Origin of the sequence: Streptomyces sp. NPDC002790, from assembly GCF_040295505.1 — a bacterium.
Classification (GTDB): domain Bacteria; phylum Actinomycetota; class Actinomycetes; order Streptomycetales; family Streptomycetaceae; genus Streptomyces.
Map to the genome: position 1 here is coordinate 217,760 of NZ_JBEOVM010000003.1, position 12,967 is coordinate 230,726.

Sequence of the window (12,967 nt, forward strand, 5' to 3'; positions counted from 1 at the left end):
CTTGACACAGGCCGACCTGGAGGCCGCTCGCGACCGTCTCGTACCGGACGTCGTCGCGAGCGGCCTTCGGGTTCTGTTCTGCGGGATCAATCCCAGCCTCATGACGGCCGCGACCGGCCACCACTTCGCCCGCCCCGGCAACCGCTTCTGGCCGGTCCTCCACCTGTCCGGTTTCACGCCCCGGCAGCTGAAGCCGTCCGAGCAGCGGGAGCTTCTCTCGTACGGGCTCGGGATCACGAACGTCGTCGCGCGGGCCACGGCGCGGGCGGACGAGCTGAGCGCGGCGGAGTACCGGGAGGGCGGCCGGCTGCTGGAGGAGAAGGTGGCGCTCCTGCGGCCCGCGTGGCTCGCCGTGGTGGGCGTGACCGCGTACCGCTCGGCCTTCGGCGAACGCAAGGCGCGGATCGGCCCGCAGGAGCGGATGATCGGCGGCGCCAGGGTGTGGGCACTGCCCAACCCCAGCGGCCTCAACGCCCATTGGACGGCGGCGACGATGGCCGAGGAGTACGCGCGCCTGCGCGAAGCCGCCTCGTAGCCGTAGCCGGTTCAGATCACGGCTTGCGGGCCACCGCGCCGAACTGGGCGACCTGCGTGCCCTGCTCGTCGCGCCAGCGCGCGCACGAGACGAGGCCGGGCTCCACGAGGTCCAGGCCGTCGAGGAAAGCCGCCACCTCGGCGCCCGTGCGGGCGGTGATCGGCGGCTTCGCGTTCTCGTTCCAGAACTTCATGGCTTCCTCGTTGCCCTCGCCACCGAGTTCCAGGGTGGGGTGGGTGAGCACCACGTAGCTGCCGGAGGGCACGGCGTCGACGAGCTCGCGCACGATGGAGGCGGCCTTCTCCGTGTCGAGGACGAAGTTGAGGATGCCCAGGAGCATCACCGCGACCGGGCGGTCGAAGTCTAGGGTCTCGGAGGCCGCCTCGATGATCGCGCGCGGGTCGCGGGCGTCCGCGTCCACGTAGTTCGTCCGGCCCTCGGCGGAGCTGGTGAGCAGCGCGCGGGCGTGGGTGAGGACGATCGGGTCGTTGTCGACGTAGACGACGCGTGCGTCCGGCGCGATCCGCTGGGCGACCTCGTGCGTGTTGTCGACGGTCGGCAGGCCCGTGCCGACGTCGAGGAACTGGCGGACGCCCGCTTCCCCGGCGAGGAAGGTGACGACGCGGCCGAGGAACGCGCGGTCGGCGCGGGCCACCTCGCCGATGCTCGGGTACATGGACGTCACCATGTTGCCGACTTCCTCGTCGACCTCGTAGTGGTCCTTGCCGCCCAGCCAGTAGTTCCACACGCGCGCGTTGTGCGCGATGTGGCTGGAGATCCGTCCCTCCGGCCTGGACCCGTCGGCGTCACTCATGCGATCTCCCTCGTGCGTTACCCGGCTCTGCTCAAGATCCCATCTTGGCACGGGAGTTCGACGAAGCGCGCGACGGGCCCATCGCTCTATGTGTCCCTACGTGTCCCTACGTGTCCCTACGCGTCCCTGCGCCGTACGGCCCACCAGCCGGCGAGTACCGCGGCCGCCGCCCACAGCGCGGTGACGGCGAGCCCGGTCCACGGGCCGAGGGATCCCTCGGTGTGCTGGTGGAGGATCTGCTGACCGGCACGGTCGGGCAGGTAGTCGGCGGCCGAGCCCGCGATGTCCCCGACGACGAAGGACACGATCAGCAGGAACGGCACCAGGATGCTCAGCACGGCCACCGCACTGCGCAGCACGGCCGTGAGTCCCGCCGCGAGCAGGGCCATGAGCGCGAGATACACCCCGCCGCCGACGCAGGCCCGCAGCGCCCCCGGATCGCCGAGGCCGAGCGCGTACGGGCCCATGAACGCCTGACCCACGAGGAAGGAGGCGAAGCTCGTGACCATCGCGACGACGAGCGCGCTCGCGCCGACGACCGCCATCTTCGCGGCGTAGAAGCGGTTCCGGTTGGGCACGGCGGCGAGCGAGACGCGCAGCGCGTTGTTGAGGTATTCGGAGGAGACGGCGGTGGCGCCGAAGGCGAGCACCGCGATCTGGCCGAAGTTGAGGGCGTAGAAGGCCTCGAAGAGCAGGTCCCCGCCGTCGTCGGCCTCGGCCTGGCCGATCGTCGCGAACGCGAGGATCGTGACGGCGAGGGTGGCGATGAAGACGGCGAGCAGCGAGCCGAAGCTGCCGCGCAGCGATCTGACTTTGATCCACTCGGAGTGCAGTACGGCGGTGGGTGACATGGCGGACATGCGTCAGGCCTCCTGGAGGGGTGCGGCGGCGAACTCGGTCTCGTTCGCGGTGGGGGCGAGGTAGGCCTGCTCCAACGAGGCCTGTTCGTCGGCGAGTTCGAGGACGGGCACACCCTCGGCGGCGGCCAACGCGCCCACGTCGGCGGCGGTGACGTCCTCCACGTCGCAGCGGCCGTCGTCGGCGAGCGTGACCGTGTGCCCCGCGCGCACGAGCGCCGCTCTCAGGCGGGCGGGGTCCGTGGAGCGCACCCGTACGCGACGGGCGCTGTGCGCGGCGATGAAGTCCGGCATCGGGGTGTCGGCGAGGAGCCGACCGCGGCCGAGGACGACGAGGTGGTCGGCGAAGGTCGCGGTCTCGTTCATGAGGTGACTGGAGACCAGCACCGTGCGTCCCTCGCGCGCGAGGTCGCGCATCAACTCCCTGATCCAGATGATGCCTTCGGGGTCGAGGCCGTTCGACGGCTCGTCGAGCAGCACCACTTCGGGGTCGCCGAGGAGCGCCGCCGCGATGCCGAGCCGCTGCCGCATACCGAGCGAGAACGTCTTGACGCGCTTCTTCGTCACGGCGGCGATCCCGGCCCGCTCCAGCACCTCCTCGACCCGATGTGTCGGGATCCGGTTGCTGACGGCGAGCGCCCGCAGGTGATCGCGTGCGGTGCGGGAGCCGTGCGCCGCCTGCGCGTCGAGCAGGGCGCCCACGACGCGCAGCGGTTCGTCGTACGTGGCGTACGGGCGGCCTCCGATGAGCGCGGTCCCGGAGGTGGGGCGGTCGAGGCCGAGAGCGAGGCGCATCGTCGTCGACTTGCCGGCGCCGTTCGGGCCGAGGAAGCCGGTGACGCGGCCGGGCCCGACCTGGAAGGTCAGCCCGTCGACGGCGCGCGTCGTCCCGTACTCCTTGGTGAGGTCCTGGACGTCGATACTGGTCATGGCGTCAGCTTGGCCGCCGTCAGGGGCCTCGGGCCTCCCCCGCCCGTGGAGTTCGCCTCCCCCGCGCGGGGGAACCGTCGGGCGCGGGGCGGCTGGCACGATGGCGGCATGCCCCGCTTCCTGAGACCGCTCGCGCGCGCGGTGACGTACACCCGCTGGCTGCATCTGCTCTGCGCGTCGGTGATCGCCTTCGTGTTCGCGATGGTCTACCCGGGGCTGTCCTCTCCCTCCGTGGGCGCCTGGGTGCTCATCTACGTGATACCCGTGCCGCCGCTCCTGGCGCTCGGCACGATTCCGGTGATGCGGCGTTCGGAGGGGCTGCAGGCGCGGATGATGCTGTTTCCCGGGAAGCACGCGCGCGTGGCCGACACCGGCGCGGAGCGCGAGATCTCGGTCGCGCCCTCGGCGTCGTGGCGGGACCGCGGCAGGACGTCGGCCTGGCTGGTGTTCCGGCTGTTCCTGGGGCTCTCGGTCGCCCTGCTTTCGGGCCAAATGGCCGCGCTGGTCATGGAGTTGACGGGCGTTGCCATGGGTGAGCGGGTCGACGAACTGTCGGCACTGCCCTTGCCGCGGGCGCCCTGGTTGTGCGTGGTGGCGATCCCCTTCGCCCTGCTCTTCCTGGTGTACGTGGCGGCGGGCGCGGGGTGGCTGACGACCCGCACCGCCCAGGTGCTGCTCGGCCCGTCCGGAGCGGAGCGGATGGCGGCCCTGGAGGAGCGGACCGAGCAACTCCTGGAGCGCAATCGCATCGCCCGCGAGCTGCACGACTCCATCGGCCACGCGCTGACGGTCGCCGTCGTGCAGGCGGGCGCGGCGCGGGCGGCGGGCGATCCGGCGTTCACCGACCGGGCGTTGGGCGCCATCGAGGAGACGGGGCGGGCCGCCCTTGAGGAGCTGGAGCGGGTCCTCCTGGTGCTGCGCGAGGCGGAGCAGCCGGTGGGCAGCCGTCCCACGCTCCAGGAGGCGGACCGGCTGCTCGACTCGGCGCGGGCCTCCGGCACGAAGGTCGAGGTGACGGTGGCGGGACCGCTGGAGACGGTGCCGGGGCCGGTGTCCCGTGAGGGCTACCGCATCCTCCAGGAGGCGCTCACGAACGTGCTGCGGCACTGCGGAACCGTGCCGGTCACCGTCACCCTCCAGGTCGCGGACGAGCGCCTCGTCCTGGAGGTGCGCAATCCGCTGCCGACCGGACGCGCGTCCGGGCACGGCGGCACGGGCAGCGGGCTGCGCGGTGTACGGGAGCGGGCGGCGCTGCTCGGCGGGCGCGCCCGGACGGGCCCGCTCGGCGACGAGTGGCAGGTTCACGTCGAACTGCCCGTCGCGTGATCACGCGTGTTCTAGTCTGGCGGCGTGCCGCTCACTGTCCTGCTTGTCGATGACGAACCCCTGGTCCGCGCGGGGCTGCGCGCGGTGCTCGAAGCGCAGCCGGACATCACGGTGGTGGGTGAGGCCGCGGACGGCGCGGCGGTCGTCCCACTCGTCCGTGAGCTGCGACCCGACGTGGTCGCCATGGACGTCCGGATGCCGCTGCTCGACGGGATCGAGGCCACGCGCGCGGTGCTGCGCGGCGCGGAGCGGCCGCCGAAGATCCTCGTGATCACCACGTTCGAGAACGACGAGTACGTGTACGGGGCGCTGCGCGCGGGCGCCGACGGCTTCCTGCTGAAGCGGGCACGCCCCGAGGAGATCGTGCACGCGGTACGCCTCGTCGCGGCGGGCGAATCGCTCCTGTTCCCCGCGGCGGTCCGCAAGTTGGCTGCGGAGTACGGGAGTTCGGCGGCCCGTGCGGCCCTGGAGCGCGCGGCGCTGACCGAACGCGAGGGACAGGTGCTGCGGCTCATGGCGCGCGGCCTGTCGAACGCGGAGATCGCCGCGGATCTGGTCGTCGGCACCGAGACGGTCAAGTCGCACGTCAGCGCGGTGCTGACGAAGCTGGGCGCGCGGGACCGGACGCAGGCGGTGATCGCGGCGTACGAGTCGGGGTTCGTGGCGCCGGGGTGAGGTCCGACCAGCACCGTTTCGTCGGGGGCGGGCGGCTGAGCACCGTACGTCACAGAGGTGCACCCGACTCTCGCCGCCGTCCGAGGCTGCGGGTACGATCCGGCGGACACGCGCGACTGCGGGGAGGACGACGGTGGAGCGGCTGACCGGCGGGGATCCCTCTCTGCTCAGGCGGATCAATTCCGCGGTGGTGCTGCACGCACTGCGCTCCACCGATTTCGCGACGCTCACCGAGGTCACCCGCGTCACCGGTCTGTCGCGGCCCACCGTGGAGGGTGTCGTCGAGGGGCTGATCGTGGCCGGGCTCGTCGTGGAGACCACGGTTGAGGAGCCGGGTGCGCGGCGGCAGGGCCGGCCCGCGCGCAAGTTCCGCTTCCGGGCCGAGGCCGGGCATCTGCTCGGCCTGGAGATCGGCCCGCACCGGGTGGCCGCGGTGCTCTCCGCGCTCGACGGCAGGGTGCTCGGTTCGGCGTCCAAGGAGGTCGACGAGGCCGCGTCGGCGGACGAGCGGCTCGAGAAGCTGCGCGGCACCGTCGCCGATCTCCTGCGCCGCGCGGGCGTGGCCCGTGGCTCGCTGTGGGCGGTCGGCGTCGGCAGCCCGGGGATCGTGCAGGCGGACGGGACGGTGCGGCTCAGCACCGCGCTGCCGGGCTGGACCGGGCTTCCGCTGGGCGAGCGGCTGCGGCGCTCCTTCAAGTGCCCGGTCCTCGTGGAGAACGACGCGAACGCGGCGGCCGTGGCCGAGCACTGGAAGGGCGCGGGGGCGGAGACGGACGACATGGTGTTCGTCCTCGCGGGTCTCAGCCCCGGGGCCGGCGCCCTGATTGGCGGCCGCCTGCACCGCGGCTACGGGGGCGCCGCCGGGGAGATCGGCGCGCTGCACCTGCTGGGCCGCGAGGTGCGGCCCGAGACGCTGCTGTCCACCACGGGTGAGCCGCTGCATCCGCTGGACGAGCTGGCCGTGGCGCACGTGTTCACGCTGGCGCGCGAGGGCGACGACCGGGCGTCCGCCGCGGTCGAGCGGTTCCTTCAGCGACTCGTGCACGATGTCGCGGCGCTGGTGCTTGCGCTGGATCCGGAGCTGGTCGTGGTGGGCGGTTGGGCCGCGGGACTCGATGGGGTGCTCGAACCGTTGCGGCGGGAGCTGGAGCGGTACTGTCTGCGGCCGCCGCGGGTGGCGTTGTCGGTACTGGGTGAGGCGGCGGTGGCCACGGGGGCGTTGCGGCTGGCGCTTGACCATGTGGAGGAGGAGCTTTTCGCTACGGAGAGCACGGTGACGGCCCGCCGGTGAGCGGGTGGGTGGGGTGCCTCCGACGGCCTGTTTACGGTCACCCGGCGCACGGTGCGCGGTTCCTCGCGCCCCTGGTGGGCACGGTCGACCGACCCTTAGACGTCACCCCGTGGAGCGGTGCGCAGTTCCCCGCGCCCCTGATCGGACGGTCGCCGTCACCCGGCGCACGGTTCCTCGCGCCCCTGGTGGGCACGGTCGACCGACCCTTAGATGTCACCCGTCACCCGGTGCGCGGTTTTTCGCGGCGACAGGCGTCAGGACGCGCGTGTTTGGGGTGCGTGGTGGATGTGGACGGCTGGCGTGTCGCCGAAGGTGAGGCGGCAGGTGTCCGCGCGGTAGGTGGCCATCGAGACGGCGGCGGTCGTGCCGCGGCTGAAGTAGCGGGTCGTGACGACGAGGACCGGGGCGCCGGGCAGCCGGTCGAGTTCCTTCGCGTCGTCGGCGCGCGCCGAGCCCAGCTCGACCGCGCGGTCCTCCCCGTCGAGGCCGAGACGCTGCAGCTCCCGCACGACCGCACGCGCGCGTGCCGCACCGGACACGGCGTCGATGGCCGTCAGGTCGGGGGCCGAGCCCACGGGGACGTACAGCAGCTCGGCCGCGACCGGCTGGCCGTGCGAGACCCGGGTGCGGCGCAGGACGTGCACCTCGGTGCCCGGCGCGGTCTCCAGGGCCGCGGCGACGGCGCTCGGCGGCACCTCGACCGTCGCGTCGACGGCCTGCCACGCGTCCGCGCTGCCACCGGGCCAGTCCCGGTCGTTCGACGCGACGGCGACGCCCATGCGCGGCGGCGCGACCGTGGTGCCGACGCCGCGGCGGCGCTGCAGCCTGCCTTCCAGCTCCAGCTGCTCCAGGGCCTGGCGGAGCGTGGCGCGGGCGACGCCGAAGCGGGCCGCGAGGTCCCGCTCGTTCGGCAGGATCTCGCCCACCGCGAACTCGGAGTCGAGCGCATCGGTGAGCACGGTCTTCAGGTGCCAGTACTTCGGCTCCGGAGCCGCTTCCAACTGCGTGGTCCCCACCCTGTCCTCCGCAACAGCCGTGCCCTGGCAGCTTTTTATCGCCCTTGTTTATTAAAGGTTCCTGCCTTATCCCTGCGAGAGTAGGACCGTTCTCGGAACTTGGTCAATACCAATCGTCGGCCGGTTCTCACGTGGCGGAACGCCGGAAGGCCCGCTCCCGTATGTGCGACGGGAGCGGGCCTGAGGTGCAAGGGGCCGGGCGCGGCTACTCGAGCGAGCCGAGCTTGTCCGGGTTGCGCACGATGTAGATCTGCTGGATCCGGCCTTCGCGCAGGCCGAGTTGGAGGACGGAGTCCGGCTTCCCGCCCCCGGTGACGAGCACGCCGAGGACGCCGTTGAACTCCACGATGCGGAGCTCGAAGCCCTCGGAGCCCCCCTGCCGCACGGCGCCCTGCACGAACCGGCCCACCTTGTCGGCGGTCTCGATGACCCGCAGCGGCGCCCTCGCCTTGCCGCCGCTGTCGCCCACGAGCCGCGCGTCCGGGGCGAGCATGGCCATCAGCCCGTCGAGGTCGCCCTCGGACGCGGCGGCCAGGAAGCGCTCGGTGAGGTCGCGCTGCTGGACCGGGTCGACGTCGAAGCGGGGCCGGCGCTCGTCCACGTGCTTACGCGCGCGTGCGGCAAGTTGTCGCACGGCGGCCTCGCCGCGCTCCAGCGTGCCGGCGATCTCCGCGTAGGTCAGGCCGAACGCCTCCCGCAGCACGAACACCGCGCGCTCCAGCGGCGAGAGGGACTCCAGGACGACGAGTACCGCGAGCGACACGGAGTCGGCGAGCACGGCCTGCTCCGCGGTGTCGGGCACCCTGGGCCCGAAGTCGGTGACGAGCGGTTCGGGCAGCCACGGACCTACGTAGGACTCGCGGCGCGCCTGGGACTGGCGCAGCCGGTCGATGGCGAGCCGGGTGGTGACACGTACCAAGTAGGCGCGCGGTTCGCGGACGTCGGCCCGGTCCGCGCGGGACCAGCGCAGCCAGGCGTCCTGCACCACGTCCTCCGCGTCGGCGACCCGGCCCAGCATGCGGTAGGCCACGCCCATGAGGACGGGGCGGTGCTCTTCGAAGTCATCGATCTCTGTATCGGTGGCCACCCGTCCATCCCATAGGACGCATCGAGCGCTGTCCAGCGGGCGCCCTGCGACTTCGGCCACTGCTCCTCGGCCGACTCTCCTCGGCCGGCTCTCCTCGGCCGGCTCTCCTCGGCCGGCTCTCTTCGGCTGCGCCCCTTGAACTGAGGGCTACTGAGCGGTAATTGTTGCTGACAAGGAGTCTAAGGAGACCGTCGCGGCATGGCGGGGACAGGGAGCGAGCGACATGGCGACAGAGGCGTCCTTCAGCATCGAGAGCGCCGGCGGACCCCGCACCGTGCGCCTCGCGTACGAGCGCACGGGCACCGGTGAGCCGCTGCTCCTGCTGCACGGAATAGGTCACCACTGGGAGGCCTGGCAGCCCGTGCTGCCGATCCTCGCGGCGGAGCGGGACGTGATCGCGGTGGATCTGCCGGGGTTCGGGAAGTCGCCCGCGCTGCCGGACGGACTCGCGTACGACCTGGCCGGTGTGGTGCCCGTCCTCGACGCGTTCTGCCGCCATCTCGGGGTCGAGCGGCCGCATGTGGCGGGGAACTCGCTGGGCGGGCTGCTCGCCCTCGACCTCGGCCGGGAGAAGCTCGTACGGTCCGTCACGGCGCTCTCCCCCGCCGGGTTCTGGACCGGGGCGGAGCGGCGGTACGCCTTCGGGACGCTGCTCGCGATGCGGGCGGGCGCCCGGGCCATGCCCGTGCCGGTGATCGAGCGGCTCTCCCGCTCCGCGGCGGGCCGCGCGGCGCTCACGAGCACCATCTACGCGCGGCCCGGCCGCCGTTCAGCCGATGCGGTCGTCGCGGAGACGCTGGCCCTGCGGGAGGCCACCGGGTTCCGCGAGACGCTGGAGGCCGGCCGTTCGGTGCTGTTCCGGGACGACATTCAGGAGCTGCCGGTCACGATCGGCTGGGGTTCCAAGGACCGCCTCCTCGTGCGTCGCCAGGGCGTCCGCGCCAAGCACGTCATCCCGCAGGCCCGCCTGGTCAAGCTTCCCGGCTGCGGGCACGTTCCGATGAACGACGACCCGGCGCTCGTCGCCCGGGTGATCCTCGACGGCAGTCGCTGAGCGCCGCGCGAACACCCCCGAGCCCAGGGCGACCCCGGCGGCGACGAGCGCGCTGCCCGCGCCCTGGGCGATGCCGTACGTCCCCGAGCCGACCAGCGGCGCCGTGCAGGCCGCGGCGACGGGGATGAGCCCGGAGAACAGCGTGGCCCGGTCGGCGCCGATCCGCTGCATGCCCATGTACCAGCACACGAAGCCGACGACCGTGACGACCACGGCCTGCCACACCAGGGCCGCGGCCTCGGCGCCGTCGGGCATCCGCAACCAGGAGCCGCCGTCCACGACGAGCCCGACAACGGCCGCCTCCAGTGCGGCGATTCCGCACACCACGCAGGACAGCAGCCGGGGGCCGAGCGGGCGCAGCACCGGCACGGCGAGCACGGCGAAACCGACCTCGCCCGCCAGGGCGCATACGGAGAAGGCGATCCCGGCCGCGTCCGCACGTCCCCACCCCTGGACCGTGAAGGCCCCGGCGGCGACGAGCAACGCCCCGTAGAGCACGGCCCGTTGTGGCCGTGTCCCGCGCATCATCGGCACCAGTACGGCGACGACCACGGGCGCACATCCTACGAAGACGCCGGGTACCGCGGGTTCGGCGGAGCGTTCCGCGGCGAGGACCGCGAGGTTGAAGCCCACCATGCCGACGGCGGCGAGCAGGGCGAGCCGGCCCCACTGGCGCGGCGCGAGCCGCCGCAGCGGGCGCAGGCCGCCGCGGCCGAGCAGCGGCAGGAGCAGCAGGAACGCGATGGCGTAGCGGATGAACTGGCCGCCGGCGTACGGGTAGTGGCCCAGGACGCTGTTGGCGGTGAAGGAGCCGCCCACAAGGACGCAGGCGATCGTGGCGAGCAGGGAGCCTCGAAGTGAAGTGGCTTTCATGGAGGCGACGTTAAGGACGGCGGGTGGTCCGTCACGAGGTCCACTTGAGGATCCTCATCGGGGACCAATCAGCACGGCGCGGGCCCCACCGTCGGCCTTAAGGTCGTCGTCATGACCCAGCCGCCTGTTCCAGGAAGCCGCGAATCCTCGTCCCCCGCCTGGGAGTTGCTGCTGCCCGCGTCGTCCGCACCGGCACGCGCGCGTGGTCGTGCCTTGCAGTCCGCGCTGCGGGACGCGGTGCGTTCGGGGCGGCTCGTGTCCGACACGCGGTTGCCGTCGAGCCGGGATCTGGCGCGGGACCTCGGGGTGTCGCGGGGCCTGGTCACGGAGGCGTACGAGCAGTTGACCGCCGAGGGGTACCTGCGTGCCGGGCGGGGCTCCGGGACGTGGGTGGGCGAGGCGGCGCGGGCGGCCGCGCCGGGGGCGAGCGACCTGGCGCCGCGCCCGACGACCGGCGTGCGGGCCGACTTCGTGGCGGGCTCCCCCGACCTGTCGCTGTTCCCGCGTGCGGCGTGGTCGGCGGCGCAGCGGGCGGTGCTGGCCGACCTTCCGCACCACAGCCTCGGCTACCCGGACCCGCGCGGCCTGCCCCGCCTGCGCACGGCCCTCGCCGAGCTGCTCACCCGGAGGCGCGGCGTGGTGGCGGACCCGGAGCGGATCATCGTGTGCTCCGGGGTGACGCAGGCGGTGACGCTGCTCGGCATCGTGCTCCGCGCTCGGGGGCAGCACGAGGTCGGTGTGGAGAGCCCCGGCAGCCCGCAGTACGAGGACCTGTTCGCGACGGTGGGGTCACGGGCGGTGCGCCTCCCGATGGACGACGAGGGGCTCGCCATGGGGCCGCTGCTGGAGTCCGGGGTCCGCACGGCGGTCACCACCCCGTCGCACCACTTCCCTTCGGGCATCGCGTACTCGGCACACCGCAGGGCGCAACTCCTCTCCTGGGCACGGCGGGTGGGCGGCCTGATCGTGGAGGACGACTACGACGGGGACTTCCGCTACGACCGCGCCCCGGTGGGCGCGCTCCAGGGGCTCGACCCCGAACACGTCGCGTACACCGGGTCCGTGAGCAAGTCGCTGGCGCCGGGGCTGCGGCTCGGCTGGCTGATCGTGCCGGACGCGCTGACCGACGACGTCGTCGCGCGCAAGCGCTACATGGACCTCGGCAACCCGGCCGTCGACCAGGCGGTGCTCGCCCGTTTCGTCGAACGCGGCGATTACGACCGCCAGTTGCGCCGCTGCCAGCGCGCGTACAAGGAACGCCGCGACACCCTGGTGACGGCGCTGCACGAGCACCTGCCCGGCACCGAGGTCTCCGGCATCGCGGCGGGCCTGCACGCCATCGCCACGCTCCCCGGCCGCTTCGGCCCGCACCAGGCACTCCTGGACCGATGCGCGTCCGCCGGGGTGTCCGTCCGCTCACTCGGCCACTACGGAGGCGCCTCCGGCGACGGCGTGTCCCTGGTGATCGGCTACGCGCATCTGTCACCGACCCGCATCGCCGAAGGAGTACGCCTCTTGGCACACGCCGTCGCGCACGCCCGGTTCCCTTGACGGTGGGGACAGTTGTTCACCTGGTTCCGGCGAGGATGCCCCTGCGTTCACGCCGGGGAGGAATCTCCTCTGGACGGGGCGACGCGGAGCGTCGCCGTATCCCGTCGTGGTGGCGGAGTCGTCGCATGGCTGCTCGACGGAGTCGAGAAACGCAATCAGTTCCGAGGTGGTCCACCAGGACGGGTGAACACCGGGGAAGTCCTGGTCGGGCGTTCGCCCTTCGGACTATCGTCCGATGCCATGAAGCTGGTGGTGCAGGTGAAGCTGCTGCCGACGGCCGAGCAGGCGCCGGCGCTCGAGGCGACCCTGCACGCCTGCAACCGGGCCGCCACCTGGGTTGCGCAGGTCGCCTTCGAGCAGCAGGTGAAGGACCGCAACGGGCTCCAGAAGCTCCTCTACGCGGACGTGAAGGCGACGTTCGGGCTGTCGGCGAAGCCGTTCGACGACCGGTGCCTGTCCTGGCAGTACGACGCCCGCACGGTGTCGATCTGGACGGTTGACGGCCGCATGAAGAACGTCAGGTACACCGGTTCTGCCGACCAGTTGAAGACCTTGACGTCGTTCCGCAAGGGCGAGAGCGATCCGGTCCAGCGGCACGGCACGTGGTACCTGATCGCCACCTGCGACATCCCGGACCCGGACGTGCACGAGCCGGTGGACTGGATCGGGGTGGACCGCGGCATCGTGAACCTGGCGACCACCAGCGACGGCGCCAACTACCAGGGCCGCCGCCTGACCCGCTACCGGCGGTGGCAGGCCCGCAAACGCGCCGAACTCCAGAAGAAGCAGACCCGGTCGGCCACCCGCCGCCTCGCGCGGCGCAGCCGGAAGGAGCACCGGCATGCCACGTACATGAACCACAAGATCAGCAAGGAGATCGTGTCCGTCGCGCAACGCACCGGTCGCGGGATTGCCGTCGAACAACTCGACGGGATCCGGGACCGGGTACGGCTTCGAC

General features: G+C 72.5%; 12 protein-coding genes and 1 pseudogene. 7 read left to right on the forward strand and 6 right to left on the reverse strand.

The annotated features are described in order from the left end of the window. Position 1 precedes the first annotated feature (1 nt). A complete protein-coding gene (gene mug, locus ABT004_RS03525; RefSeq protein WP_351331157.1) occupies positions 2-535 on the forward strand; it encodes a G/U mismatch-specific DNA glycosylase in 534 nt (177 codons plus the stop codon). Between the two features lie 16 nt (positions 536-551). On the opposite strand, the gene ABT004_RS03530 is transcribed toward mug, so the two are convergent. From ABT004_RS03530 to ABT004_RS03540, 3 genes are all read right to left on the reverse strand, one after another. Then, a complete protein-coding gene (locus tag ABT004_RS03530; protein ID WP_351331158.1) occupies positions 552-1,349 on the reverse strand; it encodes an SAM-dependent methyltransferase in 798 nt (265 codons plus the stop codon). Positions 1,350-1,465: 116 nt separating this feature from the next. Beyond that, complete coding sequence (locus tag ABT004_RS03535; protein WP_351331179.1) at positions 1,466-2,200, reverse strand: ABC transporter permease; 735 nt, start codon at positions 2,198-2,200, stop codon at positions 1,466-1,468. 12 nt (positions 2,201-2,212) lie between these two features. Then, the gene (locus tag ABT004_RS03540) at positions 2,213-3,136 is read right to left on the reverse strand and encodes an ABC transporter ATP-binding protein (RefSeq protein WP_351331159.1); all 924 of its coding nucleotides are present in this window, start codon (positions 3,134-3,136) and stop codon (positions 2,213-2,215) included. A gap of 108 nt (positions 3,137-3,244) precedes the next feature. On the opposite strand from ABT004_RS03540, the gene ABT004_RS03545 reads away from it, so the two are divergent. The 3 genes from ABT004_RS03545 (at position 3,245) to ABT004_RS03555 (ending at position 6,428) form a co-directional block, all read left to right on the forward strand. Further along, on the forward strand, positions 3,245-4,462 hold the full coding sequence (locus ABT004_RS03545; RefSeq protein ID WP_351331160.1) for a sensor histidine kinase: 1,218 nt from the start codon (positions 3,245-3,247) through the stop codon (positions 4,460-4,462). Between the two features lie 24 nt (positions 4,463-4,486). Then, positions 4,487-5,137 (forward strand): response regulator, encoded by a 651-nt coding sequence (locus tag ABT004_RS03550; RefSeq protein ID WP_351331161.1) that lies wholly within the window; start codon positions 4,487-4,489, stop codon positions 5,135-5,137. A gap of 133 nt (positions 5,138-5,270) precedes the next feature. Continuing rightward, entirely contained in the window at positions 5,271-6,428 is a 1,158-nt protein-coding gene (locus tag ABT004_RS03555) for an ROK family protein (protein WP_351331162.1), read from the forward strand. A gap of 254 nt (positions 6,429-6,682) precedes the next feature. On the opposite strand, the gene ABT004_RS03560 is transcribed toward ABT004_RS03555, so the two are convergent. Both ABT004_RS03560 and sigJ read right to left on the reverse strand, forming a co-directional pair. Then, entirely contained in the window at positions 6,683-7,444 is a 762-nt protein-coding gene (locus tag ABT004_RS03560; protein WP_351331163.1) for a GntR family transcriptional regulator, read from the reverse strand. A gap of 205 nt (positions 7,445-7,649) precedes the next feature. After that, on the reverse strand, positions 7,650-8,531 hold the full coding sequence (sigJ, locus tag ABT004_RS03565) for an RNA polymerase sigma factor SigJ (RefSeq protein ID WP_351331164.1): 882 nt from the start codon (positions 8,529-8,531) through the stop codon (positions 7,650-7,652). Positions 8,532-8,754: 223 nt separating this feature from the next. On the opposite strand from sigJ, the gene ABT004_RS03570 reads away from it, so the two are divergent. Further along, positions 8,755-9,585, forward strand: a complete 831-nt coding sequence (locus ABT004_RS03570) for an alpha/beta fold hydrolase (protein ID WP_351331165.1) — start codon at positions 8,755-8,757, stop codon at positions 9,583-9,585. A 36-nt stretch (positions 9,586-9,621) separates the two neighbouring features. On the opposite strand, the pseudogene ABT004_RS03575 reads toward ABT004_RS03570, so the two are convergent. Continuing rightward, positions 9,622-10,458 (reverse strand): annotated as a pseudogene (locus tag ABT004_RS03575) (EamA family transporter); the annotation flags it as partial. Between the two features lie 111 nt (positions 10,459-10,569). Here ABT004_RS03575 and pdxR point away from each other — a divergent pair. Continuing rightward, on the forward strand, positions 10,570-12,009 hold the full coding sequence (pdxR, locus tag ABT004_RS03580; protein WP_351331166.1) for a MocR-like pyridoxine biosynthesis transcription factor PdxR: 1,440 nt from the start codon (positions 10,570-10,572) through the stop codon (positions 12,007-12,009). A 240-nt stretch (positions 12,010-12,249) separates the two neighbouring features. After that, positions 12,250-12,967: transposase (locus ABT004_RS03585; protein WP_351331167.1), on the forward strand; the 718-nt coding region annotated here is incomplete at its 3' end.